Origin of the sequence: Cupriavidus numazuensis, assembly GCF_905397435.1 — a bacterium.
GTDB lineage: Bacteria > Pseudomonadota > Gammaproteobacteria > Burkholderiales > Burkholderiaceae > Cupriavidus > Cupriavidus numazuensis.
In genome coordinates, this window is the sequence record NZ_CAJPVI010000033.1 from 18,125 (window position 1) to 35,386 (window position 17,262).

Below are 17,262 nucleotides of genomic sequence, written 5' to 3' on the forward strand. Positions count from 1 at the left end.
ATCATGACCAATTCATCTCGACATATCATCATTTGCGGCGCAGGACTCGGCGGTCTGACCGCTGCGTTAGCCCTCCTGCGACGCGGTTTCCGGGTGACAGTACTAGAGCAGGCATCCGCGCTTGGGGAAGTTGGTGCGGGCATCCAACTGAGCGCGAACGCAACAGGCGTGCTCTACCGTCTGGGTTTAGGCGATGCATTGCAAGCCGTTGCGTCGATTCCGACGGGAAAACAAATCCGCCTGTGGAACACAGGGGAAGCGTGGAAACTCTTCGACCTGGGTGCAGAGTCGCAGGAGCGATATGGATACCCCTACTTCACCATTTACCGCGCAGATCTGCACCGTGTGTTGGCCGACGCTGTGATGGCCGCCTCGCCCGATGCAATACGCCTGAATGCGCGCTGCGTCGCCGTCGAACAGACAGACCATGGCGTCAAAGTCAGCCTGGCCGATGGCGGTTGGGTCAGCGGCGACGTCGTAATCGGGGCGGACGGCGTCCATTCGCGAATCCGCGCTGCGCTGTTCAACGACGACAAACCGCGCTTTTCCGGGTGCCTGGCTTGGCGCGGCGTCATTCCTGCCAAAGACTTGCCCGAGCACCTGCGCGAGCCCGTGGGCAACAACTGGATTGGACCAGGGGCGCACGTCATCCACTATCCGTTGCGGCGGGGCGAACTCGTCAATTTCGTCGGCATCGTCGAGCGCGACGATTGGCAAGTGGAATCGTGGAATGAAGCGGGCAATACCGATGAATGTCTCCGCGACTTTGAGGGCTGGCACGAAGATGTACAAACCATGATCAAGTCGATTGTGACGCCGTTCAAGTGGGCCCTGATGGTGCGCGAGCCTATGGATTCTTGGACGGTCGGCAACATTACCCTGCTCGGCGACGCGTGTCATCCGACCTTGCCATTCCTGGCGCAAGGCGCTGCCATGGCGATTGAGGACGGCTACTTGGTAGCACGAGCCTTGGACACCCACGACAACTCAGCTGTCGCGCTGCAGCGCTATGAAGCCGCACGCAAAGAACGTACATCGCGCATTGTTCGCGGATCCGCGGAGAACGCGAGGCGTTTCCATAACCCAGCGCTCGCTACCCGCGAAGGTGCGACGGCCTACATCGACGAGCAATTCAGCGAGCCACTGGTACGCTCGCGCTATGAGTGGCTGTTTGAATACAACGTTGAGGCCGTGCCGCTCTGAGGCGACTTGGCACAATTCGCACCTCATCGTGCCGGGTTCAACGGACCGCTTTTGTCGGGGCTATGGACGGATCAAGCGGCTCCTTGAATGTCGGAGATGGGTCGAGGCTGTGTGAAAACGGTTCGATCACCTAGACTGGATCAACGCATTCAGATTGGGGGACCGGATGAAGCGATTCATAGAGGGAGAAGACCGCAAGCAAGCTACGCTGCTTCCAGAATGCCTCGATGATTTCATCGCCGAGGATAACCCCGCCAGGATCATCGACGCGTTCGTTGAAGAGTTGGATCTCGAGTCGCTCGGGTTCGAAGGTGCCAATCCTTCGACTACAGGTCGCCCCTCATATCATCCTGCCGTCCTGTTGAAGATTTACATCTATGGCTACCTCAACCGAGTCCAGTCCAGCCGCCGTCTGGAGCGCGAGTGCCAACGCAATATAGAACTGATGTGGCTTACCGGCCGACTGGCGCCGGACTTCAAGACGATTGCAGACTTCCGCAGGGATAACAGCACGGGCATTCGCAATGTCTGCCGTCGTTTCATAGTTCTGTGCCGCGATTTAAAGTTGTTCTCGCAGGCCCTGGTCGCCATCGACGGCAGCAAGTTCAAGGCAGTCAATACTCGGGACCGCAATTTCACGGCTGGCAAAGTCGACAAACGCCAGCAGCAAATCGAGGAAAGCATCCAGCGGTATCTGAGCGCGCTGGAGACTGCCGATCGCACGCAGCCGGCGGAGATGGAACTCAAGACAACTCGACTGCGCGAGAAGATTGCGCAACTGCGTCAGCAGATGCATAGCCTTGGCCAGATAAAGGAAGAGCTCAAGACACTTCCAGATGGTCAGATCTCGATGACCGATCCTGATGCGCGTTCGATGGCGACAAGTGGCAAGGGCTCCGGAATGGTCGGCTACAACGTACAGATGGCCGTAGATGCCAAGCACCATCTGATCGTCGCTCATGAAGTCACCAATATTGGCAATGATCGGGCGCAACTGAGTTCGATGGCTCGAGCCGCTCGCGATGCGATGGGTAAGACCAGGCTTAAAGCCATAGCTGATCGTGGCTACTTCAGCGCGCAGGAGATCAAGGCATGCGCGGATACGGGAGTTGCTGCCATCTTGCCCAAGCCAACGACGTCCAGCGCGAAGGCGGGAGGTCGATTTGATCGGGCGGACTTCATCTACATTGCCCGGGACGATGAATATCAATGTCCCGCCGGTGAACGTGCGATATACCGCTTCACCAGAGAAGAACATGGACTGCAGCTACGCCGCTATTGGAGTAGTGCCTGTCCTCAGTGCACCATGCGATCTCACTGCACGCCGAGTCCGTACCGGCGCATCTCCAGATGGGAGCATGAGGAAGTGCTGGAGGCCGTCCAGCGCCGGCTCGACAAGACGCCGGATGCAATGACGGTTCGTAGGCGAACCGTCGAGCATGTCTTCGGAACCTTCAAACATTGGATGGGCTACACGCACTTCCTGACGCGCACGCTACCGAATGTAGGTACTGAAATGAGCCTGCATGTTCTGGCGTACAACCTGAAGCGCGTCCTTCGAATTCTCGGGTTCTCGAAAACAATGAAGGCAATGCGCCTGGTGGGTGCGTAAGCACCCATTTGCGCCCAAAAAATGGGCTGAAGATCGCCCTCAGGAGCTCACTAGCGCTGTTCGCACCCGTTACGGCGTCGTCCCATGACCAGATTGGCCGAAAATTCGATAAGACAGGCTACGCCCCGGAGGAGACGCGCATTAGTCCGATTCGAGAGACGTTTCCACACGGCCTCGGTCGGACACCGTCAATCACCACCGTTGGAGAGCCCCGGCAAATGCCCCTTCAAAAAAAGTCCCGGACCCACATAATCTGGTTCGGGCCGGACGCCACCCGCCCTCACCGGCCACGTAGGCGGCGTCGAGCACGCTGCCGGTTCCTTGTCGCCGCCGGCACCACCCCGTTCTGGTGCATCTGCCGCCCCGAGCGCCTTGGCACCGAAAAGCTGACGGTCTAGTGGCCGAGCCGCCGCCCTTCGAGCCAGAGAACCCATGGTGCGGGCGTGTGGGCTTGTCACGTCACGATGTCGCCGTAATAATGAAGGCCGTTTTCCAACGGCGCCTTACATCACAATATGACGAAAGCCAGACGTCTCAGGCTCACGGCAGCGGCCATGGGACCTGAGTTGTCCGAAGCCGAGTATGTCAACCAGGCGTTGGAGCAATTCAAGGCCTTCAGCCTGATCCCGGGGATCGTCGGGCCCTACATTGCTGAGTCATTGGTCTGGCAGGACGTCAGGTACTACTACGTTCATGCCCGGGACTACATCGGCCAACGCCGTCTCATTGAGGTATTCGTCGTAACCGACCAGCGAAAACTCGAACCGGTGCTGGCATTTCAATACCCTCCGCCCTTTCGCGGACTGTTCCCCGCCGATTTTGCGCTGCTTTACAGCGACGACCCATGGGCGGAGGCAACTGAAGTCCAAGAACGCGCTTAACGCAGCGACTTGCTCGCTCCCGAGCACTTACAGGTCTCCACCATGCCGCTAGCCACCTTCGAGAACAGCCCGCTGGAGCTCACTACCATCCTGCTTCGGCACCACGGCATCCACCGCGGGCTGTGGAGCTTGACTGTGAACTTTCACGTTCAAGGCACAAATATTCGCCAGGACGACCTTAACGGTGCTGCGTTCCCTGGCGCGCTACTGGCTGTCCGAAGTATCGGGATCAGGCAGGTTGATGTTCCGGATGCTCTCACAGTCGACGCTGCGGCGGTCAATCCGGCGCCCTGATTCTCGAACCGTGCTCAGAATTTTTCACATAATCGGTCAGGAAGGGTCAGACGTCACAGCTCGCAATTGGATTTTGACCGACCGCTTGGCCCTAGGCAACGGACCTTCGCGATAAAGCATCGACAGTCATTGGTTATCTGATGCTCATGCTCTCGGCACACATTGGAGGAAGTCAAAGCTACCCCTCGAAGGTGGCTTCGGGACTGTTACCCGCTGGTGCCGACGAGGCGTCGGATTGTTGAATCACCTGCACGATGACCTTCAGCGTCTCGTCCAGATGATGGACTGTCTGGCGCTTCGCTGCTTCCACATCGCGTTGCCTGTACTGAGCCAGCATCTCGGCATGCTCTGCATTACTGAGCGCGAGGTGTTCCGGGCACATGTAGAGCGACAGCGAGATATACGGCGCGGATGAATCGCGCAACGTCTTGACCAGATGGGCGAGCCGGCTGTGCTCCTGCGAGGCCCATAGCGCCGCGTGGAACGCCAGGTTCAGCTCGGTCCATCGCGTGACCTCCATGGTGTTGAGCATTTCCGCATGGAGCGCCTCGGCCCTCGCTATCTCTTCAGGCGTGATTGCCGTGATAGCGGCTTCGACCATCATGGGTTCAAGCACCTTGCGCAGGCGGTAGATTTCCTGCACATCGTCAAGCGTCAGACCACGCACCACTGCGCCGCGATGCGCATCAAAAAAAACCAGTCCTTCCGAGATTAGTGTGCGCAGCGCTTCGCGCACCGGCGTCGTGCTCATTTCCAGCCGCCTGGCCAGGTCGTCCTGGCGAAGGCGATCCCCTGCCTTCATACGGCCCTGGAGGATGTCGGCGCGCAAAGTCTGCAGTGCAAACTGATAAGCAGTAAGCCGACGCGGTGGCGAGGCTTGCACGCCGGGCGTGGGAATAGGCAAAGTCTTCAAGGGACTGGCTGCAGGTTGGTTGGTGAATGGCGTGGCAGTTTACCCCACTTCGCCATCATCTCTGGAATGCATGCCTGCTCGGTCTCGGCCGCCAGTAATGCAGCCAGCAGCAGGCGAGCCTTGTAAGGGTGGAGCCATTTTGCGAGCATGGCGCCGCGCCGCGCCAGATCCACCTCGGAACCTGAGAAACCATAGGTGTGCAATGCGGTCGGTCCGGCCCCGGTGCGACTGGCGATCACGACGGGAACCCGCTCCGCCAGGCGCTCGACATGCTCGGCAAAGGCCGAAGAGACATGCCCCGCACCGAAGCCGGCGACCACGATCCCTTCATAGCCGAAGTCCGGTGCCGCCGCGGCCAGATCGCCATCGTCGCCCAGGAGCGCGGTAAAAACCGCCACTTTCGGGAAAGGCCGTGTGGGCCGGCTTACCAGTGTCCGCTGGACCGGCGCATGGAAATACTCCGCCTGCCGCTCCACCACACGCCCAGCCGGCCCACCGCCAGGCGATACAAAGGTATGCAAGGACAGGGTATCCGATTTGGTTACCCATCGCGCCCGGTGCAACGTGTCGTTCATGACGACAAGCACGCCACGTTCCCGGCTCTGCGCATCGACTGCCACCTGTACGGCCGCCAGAAGGTTCGCGGGACCATCCGCCCCCGCTGCCTGCGGAGTACGCATGGCGCCGGTAATGACCAGCGGCTCGGGATGGCGCCAATACATGTCGAGGAAGAAGGCAGTCTCCTCGATCGTATCGGTACCCTGGGTCAGCACCACACCACATGCGCCGGCGGCGATCCTGCCTTCGGCCCATGCCAGACATGCCAGCAACTGCTCGGGGCCGAGCGACGCACTCGGCAACTGAAACAGGGACTCCGCAGAGATATCGGCCACAGCGTCAAGCTCCGGCACGGCTGCAACCAGTTGGGCGGCGTCCAGGCGGGGAATGACACCGCCGGCCGTGGCCGACGGCGTCATGCTGATGGTGCCTCCAAGGGAAGCAATTGCAACGATGGGTTTCGACATATGGTTTTCCCTTAGCTTGTGCGTTATGCATTGTGCATTATATATAATCTACACCTCGCAGCACAACGCATCCACAACGCTAGGGAGACCATCAATGCAACAACATCCGCCGCCAAGCCAGTATCGGTACACCATCTTTCTGCTCATCGTCGTCATCGCTCTGGTGAACTACATCGACCGAGGCGCCATTGCTTATGCGGCCGGGCAAATCACTGCCGAATATGGCTTCGATCGCGCTGGATGGGGCTCCGTGCTTGGCTACTTTGGCTATGGCTATATGTTCGGTGCGCTGATCGGCGGCGCGCTCGCCGACCGCCTCGGCGCCAAACGGGTATGGGTTATCGCGGGGATCGCCTGGTCACTGTTCGCGATCGGCATGATCTGGGCCGGCGATCTCGGCATTGCCCTCTTCGGCGGCTCGGCGTTGAGTGGCTTTGCCATGGTCCGCATCCTGTTCGGTTTTTCGGAGGGCCCGGCGTACTCGATCATCAACAAGACCATGTCGGCATGGTCGCCGCCCACTGAGCGTGGCTTTGCCGTATCGATAGGCCTGTTGAGCACGCCGCTGGGTGCGCTGCTCACCGCGCCGGTCGCGGTCGGCCTGCTGCTGCTAACTGACAGCTGGCGATCCATGTATGTGGTTCTGGGCGCGCTGGGACTGGTTCTGATCACCCTCTTCGCTCGCCTCTATACCAACCGGCCCGAGGATCACCCGAAGGTAAATGCCGGCGAACTGGCCTCGATTCGCGGGGGGCGTGCCGAAGCGGCAACGGCGATGAGCCAGGCCCAACCCGCCTTGCCATGGTGGGCCTTCTTCCGAAGCCGGACGCTGGTGTTCAACTCCATCGGCTACTTCTCCTTCATCTACGTCAACTTCATGCTGCTGACGTGGACACCGAAGTACCTCCATGACCAGTTTAATTTCACCCTGTCGTCGCTCTGGTATATCGGGATGATCCCGTGGGTCGGAGCATGCTTTACGGTCCTGCTTGGGGGGCGAATCTCGGACTGGCTGCACAAGCGCACCGGCAAGTTGGTGATCGCGCGGAGTTGGTTTGCGGCGGGCTCGCTGCTCCTGACCACGCTGTGCTTCCTTTTGGTGTCGCAAGCACAGAGCGTTTGGGCCGTGATTGCGCTGATGACATTGGGAAACGCCCTTAACGCCTTGCCAAACTCGGTGTACTGGGCGGTGGTAATTGATACCGCGCCATCGCGTGTGGGGACGTTTAGCGGCATCATGCACTTCATCGCCAACATCGCTGCGGTGCTCGCGCCCACGCTGGCCGGCATCCTGTCAGCACGCTATGGCTACTCCTCGATGTTTATCGCAACCGCCGTCGCGACGGCGCTGGGCGTATTCGCCATGCTGCAGGTTCGCCCAGGCGTGGGCCCCCGGGTGGAAGCCGAACCGAGCGTTGTCGTTGCAGCCGAATGACCAAAAGCGCTGGCTTCGCTGGCGCTTTGGCGCGCACACCAGCGTGCCCTGCAATGCTGGCGCAGCCCTCAGGGGCATTAGTGAGCAAGAGACCCTTCGGAACCACATCGCAGACTCTGGCCCGCCTGTGATTGACAGGCAAGCCGCGAGTTCTACAGTCGGGCTTCGGCATCCCCTTCGCGGAAGAGACAGGCGACTACCTCCGTACGGAGAGTCTGAAGGGCGCAAACACTTTCGCTAGTGGGCACCATCCCAGGCCGCAAAGCGAGTGCTTGGATTGCGCAGATGGAGCCCATCCGATTGCTGCGCAATACCTCCATGTAAAAGACACTACTTCGTCGAATGCAAGCCATGTCGCACCACCACATGCAGTTGTGGTCGCTGGCTAAAACGGCTGGTTCACCGTTCGACGCCGAAGCGAGCATGCCCTGCCATCGTCGATTTCTCTTGTTCCGAAAGCCATGTGATTCCGGACAGCCTTGCGACGCGTGGGCAAAGTCCGGCGTCATTTCTTAGCAAAGCGGTACACCAATCCCCTTGGCTGGCCATCCCGGATGGTGGCTTTCTTCACTTGGCGCTGCCCTTCGAATTCGGCCGTGATGCGATAGGCGCCAGGGGGCAACTTGGCGAATAACAAAGGGCCACGGGACGTGGTCTCCAGGACCTTCGCATTATCGGCGTTCTCGATGATCACCTTGACATCAGCCAAATACTCCCCACTTCCCGGCCGCGCGAAGGTAAGCCGGAGGTTGTAATCCTTGCGCATGACCTTCATCGCGTCTTGCTGTCCATCGCCGATACCGCCGCTCACATATTCAATGCCGGAAGGCGTCGTTTGTGGCTTCATGACCGTCGTTTCCTGCGCTATCGCTAGGGCGGAAGTTGCAGATATCGCCAACGCGAGAACCGCTTTGAGAGAGATCAATTTGCTGTTCATGGCACAACCTCCTTCAATGAATTCGGCTTCCTGCTCGTTTGAGGTCGCATCATCCGTGCCAATTGCCAGACGGCAGTTGCTTGCCGGGTAACGGACTGTCTACCACTCGTACAGCGCCTTGTGCGCTTCGGGGGCAGCAATTGAAATCCCGCATCGGGACATGTCCAGCGAAGGGTCTCTTTTTGCTGCACACGTCCGCAGATCCGATCGCTTTTCCACTACCGGCAACCTGGCGGATTTACCCTCGCACAGCGCGGCCCATGCTCCGGAAGCATGTCGATCGGGAGGCTTTTTGTCCGACGGGCGCCATCATGTCGCGCACGGTGAGCCGCGAGCTAGGGGCTTATGCACGACTGCTGGTAAGCAATATCGAGCAGGGCAGCCGGCTCTCCGTGTACTGCCGCCTTGGCATGGGGTGCTGTCAGAGTGCGGAGCGTCAGCAAGCATGCCGCACCCCAAAGCTGTCGAACTAATCCCGACCTTCGGAGCCAACCAGGAGATCTCATCCTGAGGCTCAACGACGTGCCGGTGCAAGGCGTATCGCAACTGGAATCGCTGTTGAAAAGTCATCAGGGAAAATCGGTTGCCCTGCTAGTCAGACGGGGGCCAGATACGTTGTTCTTGGCTCTGCAGGTGCCATCGGCGGAATGACATGGCGCATGACCACATCGCCAACTGAGCGGAACCCCGGCGCGTGACGGCGGATCTGCAGGAACCTGCGCGGCCATCGCATTGCGCTCCAGCACTTCCGGTACTAACCGAAGTGCGTGCCGAGATCCATGCCGGTGTCCAAGCGGGGGGCAAGCCATTGAAGCTGGGCTGCAATGAAGGAGGCGGATACAACGAGGGGCCATAGCAAGGTCAGACGCAAATGGCAAGGTGTGTGAAGCCGTGTCACGGATCTGCGCCGGTCTACGGCTACGCAGCCGCGGCAGATTGCTCAGAAACGCTGATGTCCGTAGGAGGACTGACTTTTTCAGATGGCGGACTCGAAGAATCCAGATTGGTGGAACTCGTGCTGCGGGAGATCACCATGTTGACTGGTATCGACGGGAATATAGGTCCGCACATCTCCCCGGAGCACCAGCAGCGCAGCTTTCGTATCCGTGGCAGCCATGGCGGAATGCAGCTGGGCCGCGGTAGTGACCGCGATGCCGTTGACGGCGAGAATCACATCGCCCGGTAGAATGCCCGCTCGACGCGCTGCGCCCCTGGCTTGCTCAACCAGCACCCCCCCGTTTATTCCGCTTGCATAAGCCTCCGATGCAGCAAGACGACGTACCTGGAGTTCCGGGCCAATTCCACCGACGGCATCCGACTGGACGCGGCTCGCCGGGACAGCGAGCGATGGAGGCGCGCCGATGACGACAGCGACGGCTTGTAGCACCCCGTTTCGCACCAGCTGCAGCCGGCTGTTGCTTCCCGGTCGCAGGTCGCTGACCGCCATTGCCAGCGCCATCGCGTCGGCGACCCGGGCATCGCCGATCTGTACAATCACATCGCCAGCCTTCACACCCGCTTGCGCGGCGGGGCTGCCAGGTTCCACCTGGTCGATCAACGCCCCCGCGACAGCCGGTAAGCCGAAGGCCTCGGCCAGGTCCTGGTCGACATCCTGCACGCCGACGCCAAGGTGGCCGCGCTTGACATGGCTGGAGGTGACGAGCTGTTGCGCGATGTGCATGGCCGGGTTGATCGGAATCGCGAAGGACAGGCCCTGGAATCCACCGGTCAACGTGAAGATATGGGTACTGACGCCAATGACTTCGCCGTTAGCGTTGAGCAGCGGCCCGCCGGAGCTTCCCGGATTCACCGCCACATCGCTCTGGATCAGCGGTATCGGCGCGGAGCCGGCCGTGATCGTTCGTCTGACGGCGCTGACGATGCCGAATGAGGCACTGTTCTGAAAGCCGTATGGTGCGCCGATTGCCACGACCCAGTTGCCGGCGCGGACCCGTGACGAATCGCCTATCGTCGCGACGGGAAGGTCATCGCCATGAATGCGCAAGACCGCAATGTCGCTGCGCAGGTCGCTTCCCACCACTGTGGCCTCGAACTCACGACGGTCGGGCAGCTTCACGCGCACGAACCTGGCGCTCTCGATCACGTGCGCGCAGGTTAAGATCAACCCTGCCGGACTGAAGATGAATCCGGAGCCGTTGCCGCCCACAACCTTGTGACTGCTTTCCGATGGCGAGTATGCACCCAAGTATGCATATTGAGACCACCGAATATGGATGTCACCTGCGGCCGGAGCGGGGGGCGCTTCCCCCAGATAAGAACGCCCGTCCGCGGTTGCGCTGATACTCACGACAGCGCTACCGGATGTCCCGATCACGCGGGCAAGGTCCGGAGGGGGGACCATGCTTTGCCGGTCAAGTCCCTGGGCACAAGCCGCGACCATGACGGGTAACGCACACGCCAGAAGAGAACGCAGCATCTTCGTTCGATTTCGCGTAACGGCTACATAGCATCAAGGAAGGCGTGGGACTCGTACCCTTCACCCAGCGCGCTACAAGTTTGACGACGCTCGATCACGCCAGTTCCATGGGACGCCGTCCATCGCGCGGGCCGCGGCCACCCGGACTATGCGTGCTGGTCTTGATAGAGGTGCCAGGCCACCAGCAGCACGGGCACGGGTGCCGTCGACAGAACACGCGCCGCAACTGAACCCATGATCGCCGCGAGGAATGCCCCGCGTCCGTGCGTGCCCATTACGATCAGATCGGCGTTGCAGGCGCGGACAACCTCGAGAATCTGGGGGGCTGCTTCGCCGACGCGGCAGTGTTCGGTGACTGTGCATTGCGCCGCCCTGAGGATGGGCCGCATGGGGATGAATGCTTCCTCTGCCGCCTCGCGCGCCCATTGGTCCATCTGCGCCCTGGAAAAGTACGCTTGTGGCCTACCGGTAAGTTCTGGGAAGGCGTGGATCAGATGGACTTGCAAAGGCCTTTCGAACAGGCCAGGAGTCACTAGCCTTCGCGCCGCCGCGAGGCTGTGCGGGGAGCCATCACTCGGAAGGGCCACGATTGTCATGATGGGGGCACAGCAGGCCGCTGTGGCCGTGAGTAAGGCGCCAATATCGGTTGGACGCGGGATATGGGGAGCAGTTCGCTACCCCTGCCACGACACAGCTATCTACAAGCCCTTATCGCGGTCTCGAGCCTCTCCTCATACCGAATCCGCTGCTCGAGTTCTGCCAGTGCAGCCTTTCCTTTGGCGTAAATGTCGGCCTCGGGATCTATCGAGTCCAGCGCCCATGCCGGACGATCGATCTGCGGCACCTGACATCGGGCCTGCGGCGTGCGGACCGCCGTCTCGGGCTCTGCTGCACATCCGGCGAGAAGAATTGTAAGGCACTGCGCACAACAGGTTGCGTGTATCCAGAGCATCCGGGAGCCAGTCTGCCTTGGGAGTCTCATTGTTCTCTCCGACGCTTGATCGTGTCGGTTAGCAAATCGTCAAGCTTGTCGCATGCGCTGGCGGAATCCGCCACCAACGGCCGACGCGTCTGATCGTGCGCCCATTTTTGCGCTAACTCGGCTTGCTTCCTGGCAAGGGACAGATCGTCTTGCGCCGTGGCGAGCGCCGCCTCCGCCTGGTTTAGCCGTTCGGTCAGGGTTGCCGTCAAGTCCTGGCCCGCCTTCTTTTCGAGCGAGAGGCTCTCCTGGCACGACCCGAATCGCGCCTCGTTGACATCCAGCTTCTGGCCATACGCTTTGAGCGTAGCCGTCGTATCGGTGAGTACGGGGCCATACCACGCATGGGTCCCCCATATCCCCAAGGCTAGTCCGAAAACGCCTGCTCCGATGCAACGCCATCGATTTGCGGTGCGCGGATCCATGATGTGCTTGGTCCCATAACATAAGGTTTCGACGTGTCCTGCAGTGTTCGCCAGCCAGTTCTGCTCGATTCGCACCCGTTGAAAGCGCAGGCGTTCACCTCGTCAATCTGGCATGCTGATCCAAGAGCAAGGCCGTGTTGACCAGCGCGATATGGGACAGCGCCTGCGGGAAGTTTCCGGCCATGCGACACATGAGCGGATCATATTCTTCGGCGAGCAGACCGACATCATTGCGCAGCAAGAGGAGGCGCTCGAACAAGGTTCTGGCGTCGTTCCAGCGGCCTGCCAGCGCATAGGCGTCGGCTAGCCAGAAGCGCTGCAGGCCAGAAAGGTTGCTTCCTGGCCCACGCGGATGTGATGGCCAATGGCTTCAACCCGGCTCGCCACAGCCTTCGTCCAGCGGTACCGGGGCAATACCTGCGACGCCGGCCTGTTGTTGTTGCCCATGGTCGGTTTCATCGATGGCAAGGACCCGCGCATGTGTTGTGTCCGAGCCAGGTTGCCCACGCGAACGGGCCGTGCGCCGCGATAACCCCGCAGCCAGTCGAGTTCCCACTCCCACAGATGGCGCTCGCCACCAACACCGTACATGATCTGCGCCTGCTCGGGACTGCCCGCCACCGCGCGTACCTGCCGGCCGCGCCAAGCCTGCGCCTCGGCACAATACCCGGCCGCCATCAGGGCCCGCAGCGTGCGCGTGGCCTGCCCTGCCTCAACGGTGAACTCGGCCACGGTGGACAGGTCCTTGCCTTGCAAAGGAACGGGCGTGCGCAAGACCGCCATGGCGGGTCCTGCCACCGCGCGTATGCCGTGCTCACCCGCCAGCCGTGTCACCCAGGGCACCGTTGCCCCGTAGTCAAATCGCAAAGTCAGGTCCATTCTCATTCGTACCCTGCCGCGCCGACCGAATACGATCCGAATGAGATTCGCCCGGGCGCTTGAATCGGACGTGCCTTGGCGCACCGGCATGTAGTCGACGATCGCCACCACACCTTCAGGATGGTCAAATATAGTTTCAGCACCATGGTGCCGGGGTGGTAAGAACGTTTGCTTTTGCCCTCGCTTGCTGCCGGCGCCAGCCGCCAACGCCCATGCCTCCGCGGTGCCGAGCAGCGCGGCCAGGCAGGCGGGCGAATCAAAGCGCGGCGGGCATAGCCAGTCGATGCTACCTGCCGCGCAGACCAGTGCGACCGTTTCACAATCGCCGATCAGTGCGTAGTCTTCGATGGAAGCAGGCATGGCATATCCAGATCAGAAGTACGAACGAGCCATTGTGTCGAAAGGAGCCAAGGGACCGGCATGAGGGCTTTGCTTCCCCCGGGGATGCGTAACGCCTCAAAAAGTTCGACGCGAGGTAGCCGCAAAGGTGCCAGTCGTGGTTCATGGTATGCAGCGAGAAGGTTCTAACGCGTTGTCACCTCCTGGGCTTTCGCAGCACATTTTCCTAGACTGAAGAGGCGGACGCCGCACGGCAAAGCCTGGTAGACCGGGTCACGTCGGAAATTGCCAGTATGGTGCAGCGATGGAGGATGCATCAACCTCGTGCTTTGTATCGTTGGAAGCGTCAGTCAGCGGAGCGCAAACATGGAATTCGTCGTCAGCGCCACCAGCATCGCCGTCATGGGAGCCCTGCTTGTCATCTCTTCTTTCCGTGTACTGCGAGAGTACGAACGGGGGGTGGTCTTCATGCTCGGGCGCTTCTGGAAGGTCAAAGGCCCCGGGTTGATACTGGTCCTGCCGTTGGTCCAGCAGATGGTAAGAGTTGACTTGCGCACCGTGGTCCTAGAGGTACCGCCGCAGGACGTCATTTCGCGCGACAACGTTTCAGTGAAAGTCAGTGCGGTCTTGTACTTCCGTGTGGTTGATGCCCAGTTCGCCATCATCCAGGTCGCCAACTTCCTCAATGCCACGAGTCAGCTATCACAGACCACACTGCGCTCCGCCCTGGGCAAGCACGAACTGGACGAGATCCTGGCCGAGCGCGAACGGCTCAATGCCGAGATCCAGCAAGTGCTCGATAGCCAAACCGAAGGCTGGGGGATCAAGGTGTCGAACGTTGAGATCAAGCATGTCGATCTCAACGAGAACATGATTCGGGCCATCGCCCGCCAGGCCGAGGCTGAACGCGAACGCCGCGCCAAGGTGATCCACGCCGAAGGCGAAATGCAGGCTTCGACGAAGTTGCTCGAGGCAGCGCAGATGCTTGCCAAAGCCCCTGAGGCGATGCAGCTGCGCTATCTGCAGACGCTCACGCAGATCACTGGGGAGAAAAGCTCGACCATCGTCTTTCCGCTGCCGGTCGATATGCGATGACCTTCAGTTGCGATATGGCGCATGGACAAAGCACCTGAGTGGAGCGGCTTTGCTGAACTGAGCCCAAAATATGAATCAACATGATTTGACACGCCTAGGGGCAACGGCCCTCGCGCTAATGCTGGCGGGTTGTCCGACCAAACGCGAGGAGAATGCTTGCGTCGCAAAGGGGGCAAGTCTGCTGTGTGGTGGATACCGGTCCCGCTCAAGACATCCAAATGTGTGTACTAGATGGCAATGCTTGCTTGGCGAAGCGGCCCGCCGGCACGACCACACCTTATCCGCGGCCGCATACCGAAACCGATTTCGATCTGTGCACCGGCGGCTAAATCAGCCTACGCCGGTGGACCGGTGGACCGTGAAATCGTATCGACTCCAGCTGGCTGGACTGTACTGGCCAGTACGCGACAACGTTCGCGGATTATCGCGAGACCGGTCTGTTTTCCGTGTAAAATCGGCACAGGGTGTCAGCACTGCGCATTGCAGTGAGACAGGTTGACGCGTTGGTCGGGCCGCCAACGCGAATCCTCTATGACCGTGGACCGCCCCCCATCCCAACAGGAGTTGCCGCGCGCGCAGGCCTTTGCTGAAAAGGCCTTCTCGGCGCTTGAGCACTTCATTCATATCGAAGCCGTAAGCGGCATTGTGTTGCTGGCCGCCGCCGGGATCGCGCTGCTCTGGGCGAATTCGCCAGCAGCCGACAGTTACCACGCGCTTTGGCATGCCCCGCTGTCGGTGGGGATTGGCCCTTATTTGCTCTCGCAGTCGCTGCATTTCTGGGTTAACGACGCCCTCATGACCATCTTCTTTCTTGTGGTGGGGATGGAAATCCGGCGCGAGATCCATGAAGGCGCGCTGGCGAACTTGCGACTGGCGGCGCTACCTATGGCGGCGGCGCTCGGCGGCGTGATCGCCCCGGCATTGCTGTATCTTGCGATGAACGCAGAGATGCCCGAGCGCCGGGGTTGGGCGATACCGACCGCGACCGACATTGCATTTGCCGTCGGCGTGCTGGCACTGCTTGGCAAAGCGATACCGGGCAATGTTCGTGTGTTCCTGCTTGCGTTAGCGATCATCGACGATATCGTTGCCGTGATGATCATAGCGGTGGCCTTTTCCGCCGGGCTGGACTATTCGGGGTTACTGGTTGCCGGTGCAGGTATTTTGATGGTTCTGGGGCTGCAATGGATCGGTGTGGGGAGCGCCTACGCTTACGTCATCCCCGGAGCCATTCTGTGGTGGGGCATGTTGAAAACTGGTGCGCACCCCACCCTCGCTGGGGTTGTGCTCGGTATGATGACCCCGGTGCTTCGTACGCGGGAGAGGCCCATGGACGCCCTCACCCAAGCGCTAAATGATCTTCGTGCACGCGCGCGCGGTCCGGCGCCGCAGGCCGAGCATCTTGCAGCACCACTCAGACAACTTCGCCAAGCGCAGCGCGAGGTGCTGCCGCCTGTGACGCGCGTGCAAATGGCGCTCCACCCTTGGGTTGCGTATCTCATCATGCCGCTCTTTGCGTTGGCAAACGCAGGAGTCAGCCTCGATGGCGTTGATCTCGGGATGGGAAGCGCGCAAGGTGTGCTGCTCGGTGTGGCGGTTGCACTGATTGTCGGCAAGCCTCTGGGCATTGTGTCGGTCAGCTGGTGTGCAGTGCGCCTGGGCTGGTGCAAGCTGCCGCCGGGCGTGACATGGGGCGGCGTCTGCTTGATTGGCCTGTTGGCGGGGATCGGCTTCACGATGTCCATCTTCATTGCCACGCTTGGCTTTTCGGATGCCAATCTGCTCGGCGCTGCCAAGCTTGGTGTGCTGTTGGCATCCGCTGTGGCCGCTGTCAGCGGACTTACCTGGGGCTTCATCTATGCGAGGCGCCCGGGGTCGGAGACAGAAAAACGTGCAGGCGAAACTCGTGCCACGATTGCAGACTGACGCTCGTGCAACGCTGGCTGGCCGCAGTAGGTGCGCGAAGCAACCCTGAGTGCAGTATTGCATGCCGCGATTGAGATCGCTCAGTCGATTGCGGATCCGAGTTCAGCGGAATGGAGGAGACGTTATGGATGGCGGCTTGAAGATAGGCTTGACGGCTTTGGCACTGCTCGCCGCTGCCATATACACGGCAGCGCAAACGTTGACTATGGATATGGGAGTCGCGGATGTGGTGGCGGTGCTGGTGCGGGATGGCACCGACTTTCTGCATCGTCTTTTCAATCCGTAAAATTTTCCTAACGATAAGTTAGGCCGTCCGGCATCCAGTCATGGCGTTCCACCTTGGCACCGGCCCCGTCACGTGGCAGCGCCCTACGCCATCCCCCGCAGATAGATTCTGAAGTCTCAAGTGAATGGCTCAGCGTTTCGCATTGGTTGCTCTCTCTGCTCGGAGGAATATGGAGCCTGCAGCCGTCGCGCTGATGTTTAGCGATTCTCGTTTGTAGATCTGAAGTGCAGTCACCAAATGCGAAGAGGTGAATCAAATGAATCAGGTCTCAGCGGCCCTATCCGACGCCGAGCAACTTCTCCAGCAAGCGAACAAGAGTTCCGGCCAAAAGGCAGCCGCGCTTCGTGAGCATGGCATGGATCTGTTAAAGCAGGCTAGAGAGGATGTCCGCACCTTGCAAGCGGGCGGCGGCACCGGCCAGCTTAGCGTGGAAATCAATGCGATCATACGCAAGCGCCCTTGGTGCGCGTTGGCGTCGGCCATTGCCATGGGTATCTTATTAGGCCTGCTGTTGACGAAGCCGAAGTAAGGAGCCCCTGTTCATCGCATCTGCGGCGCATCTCATTGATTCACGGCAAAGTTCTAGTCGGTAGGGG

Annotated in this window: 17 protein-coding genes; 10 read left to right on the forward strand and 7 right to left on the reverse strand. The window is 60.3% G+C overall.

Annotated features, from left to right (window positions below):
* From KHO41_RS24225 to KHO41_RS24235, 3 genes are all read left to right on the forward strand, one after another.
* Window positions 1-1,203, forward strand: coding sequence for an FAD-dependent monooxygenase (locus KHO41_RS24225; protein ID WP_211955871.1), 1,203 nt, complete (start codon window positions 1-3; stop codon window positions 1,201-1,203).
* A 166-nt stretch (window positions 1,204-1,369) separates the two neighbouring features.
* Window positions 1,370-2,815 carry an IS1182 family transposase gene (locus KHO41_RS24230; protein ID WP_211955797.1) on the forward strand — a complete coding sequence of 482 codons (1,446 nt, stop codon included), beginning with the start codon at window positions 1,370-1,372 and terminating at the stop codon, window positions 2,813-2,815.
* 554 nt (window positions 2,816-3,369) lie between these two features.
* Window positions 3,370-3,696: a hypothetical protein gene (locus tag KHO41_RS24235; RefSeq protein WP_244874006.1), complete on the forward strand. Its 327-nt coding sequence runs from the start codon at window positions 3,370-3,372 to the stop codon at window positions 3,694-3,696.
* A 472-nt stretch (window positions 3,697-4,168) separates the two neighbouring features.
* Here the strand turns inward: KHO41_RS24235 and KHO41_RS24240 are convergent, their stop codons facing one another.
* Both KHO41_RS24240 and KHO41_RS24245 read right to left on the reverse strand, forming a co-directional pair.
* Entirely contained in the window at window positions 4,169-4,873 is a 705-nt protein-coding gene (locus tag KHO41_RS24240) for a GntR family transcriptional regulator (RefSeq protein WP_280519716.1), read from the reverse strand.
* A gap of 26 nt (window positions 4,874-4,899) precedes the next feature.
* Window positions 4,900-5,928 (reverse strand): asparaginase, encoded by a 1,029-nt coding sequence (locus tag KHO41_RS24245; protein WP_211955800.1) that lies wholly within the window; start codon window positions 5,926-5,928, stop codon window positions 4,900-4,902.
* Window positions 5,929-6,022: 94 nt separating this feature from the next.
* Between KHO41_RS24245 and KHO41_RS24250 the strand changes: the two genes are divergently transcribed.
* Window positions 6,023-7,363, forward strand: a complete 1,341-nt coding sequence (locus tag KHO41_RS24250; protein WP_211955801.1) for an MFS transporter — start codon at window positions 6,023-6,025, stop codon at window positions 7,361-7,363.
* A gap of 505 nt (window positions 7,364-7,868) precedes the next feature.
* Here KHO41_RS24250 and KHO41_RS24255 read toward each other — a convergent pair.
* Window positions 7,869-8,300 carry a carboxypeptidase-like regulatory domain-containing protein gene (locus tag KHO41_RS24255; RefSeq protein ID WP_211955802.1) on the reverse strand — a complete coding sequence of 144 codons (432 nt, stop codon included), beginning with the start codon at window positions 8,298-8,300 and terminating at the stop codon, window positions 7,869-7,871.
* A 426-nt stretch (window positions 8,301-8,726) separates the two neighbouring features.
* Here KHO41_RS24255 and KHO41_RS41940 point away from each other — a divergent pair, with 426 nt between their 5' ends.
* The gene (locus KHO41_RS41940; protein ID WP_376989738.1) at window positions 8,727-8,951 is read left to right on the forward strand and encodes a PDZ domain-containing protein; all 225 of its coding nucleotides are present in this window, start codon (window positions 8,727-8,729) and stop codon (window positions 8,949-8,951) included.
* Between the two features lie 325 nt (window positions 8,952-9,276).
* Here the strand turns inward: KHO41_RS41940 and KHO41_RS24265 are convergent, their stop codons facing one another.
* From KHO41_RS24265 to KHO41_RS24275, 3 genes are all read right to left on the reverse strand, one after another.
* A complete protein-coding gene (locus KHO41_RS24265) occupies window positions 9,277-10,467 on the reverse strand; it encodes a trypsin-like peptidase domain-containing protein (RefSeq protein WP_211955804.1) in 1,191 nt (396 codons plus the stop codon).
* A 416-nt stretch (window positions 10,468-10,883) separates the two neighbouring features.
* Window positions 10,884-11,333: a universal stress protein gene (locus KHO41_RS24270; RefSeq protein ID WP_211955805.1), complete on the reverse strand. Its 450-nt coding sequence runs from the start codon at window positions 11,331-11,333 to the stop codon at window positions 10,884-10,886.
* A 382-nt stretch (window positions 11,334-11,715) separates the two neighbouring features.
* Window positions 11,716-12,141: a hypothetical protein gene (locus KHO41_RS24275; RefSeq protein ID WP_211955806.1), complete on the reverse strand. Its 426-nt coding sequence runs from the start codon at window positions 12,139-12,141 to the stop codon at window positions 11,716-11,718.
* Between the two features lie 112 nt (window positions 12,142-12,253).
* Here KHO41_RS24275 and KHO41_RS41945 point away from each other — a divergent pair, with 112 nt between their 5' ends.
* Window positions 12,254-12,448, forward strand: a complete 195-nt coding sequence (locus KHO41_RS41945; RefSeq protein WP_376989739.1) for a hypothetical protein — start codon at window positions 12,254-12,256, stop codon at window positions 12,446-12,448.
* Here the strand turns inward: KHO41_RS41945 and KHO41_RS41950 are convergent.
* Window positions 12,445-13,380, reverse strand: coding sequence for a trehalase-like domain-containing protein (locus tag KHO41_RS41950; RefSeq protein WP_376989740.1), 936 nt, complete (start codon window positions 13,378-13,380; stop codon window positions 12,445-12,447). The two genes, KHO41_RS41945 and KHO41_RS41950, sit on opposite strands and share 4 nt — an antisense overlap.
* 345 nt (window positions 13,381-13,725) lie before the next feature.
* Here KHO41_RS41950 and KHO41_RS24285 point away from each other — a divergent pair, with 345 nt between their 5' ends.
* From KHO41_RS24285 to KHO41_RS24300, 4 genes are all read left to right on the forward strand, one after another.
* Window positions 13,726-14,454 carry a slipin family protein gene (locus tag KHO41_RS24285; RefSeq protein WP_211955807.1) on the forward strand — a complete coding sequence of 243 codons (729 nt, stop codon included), beginning with the start codon at window positions 13,726-13,728 and terminating at the stop codon, window positions 14,452-14,454.
* Window positions 14,455-14,985: 531 nt separating this feature from the next.
* Window positions 14,986-16,380 carry a Na+/H+ antiporter NhaA gene (gene nhaA, locus KHO41_RS24290; protein WP_211955808.1) on the forward strand — a complete coding sequence of 465 codons (1,395 nt, stop codon included), beginning with the start codon at window positions 14,986-14,988 and terminating at the stop codon, window positions 16,378-16,380.
* Window positions 16,381-16,504: 124 nt separating this feature from the next.
* Window positions 16,505-16,666 carry a hypothetical protein gene (locus tag KHO41_RS24295; RefSeq protein ID WP_211955809.1) on the forward strand — a complete coding sequence of 54 codons (162 nt, stop codon included), beginning with the start codon at window positions 16,505-16,507 and terminating at the stop codon, window positions 16,664-16,666.
* A 256-nt stretch (window positions 16,667-16,922) separates the two neighbouring features.
* Window positions 16,923-17,195, forward strand: a complete 273-nt coding sequence (locus KHO41_RS24300; RefSeq protein ID WP_211955810.1) for a DUF883 family protein — start codon at window positions 16,923-16,925, stop codon at window positions 17,193-17,195.
* The last annotated feature ends 67 nt before the right edge of the window (window positions 17,196-17,262 follow it).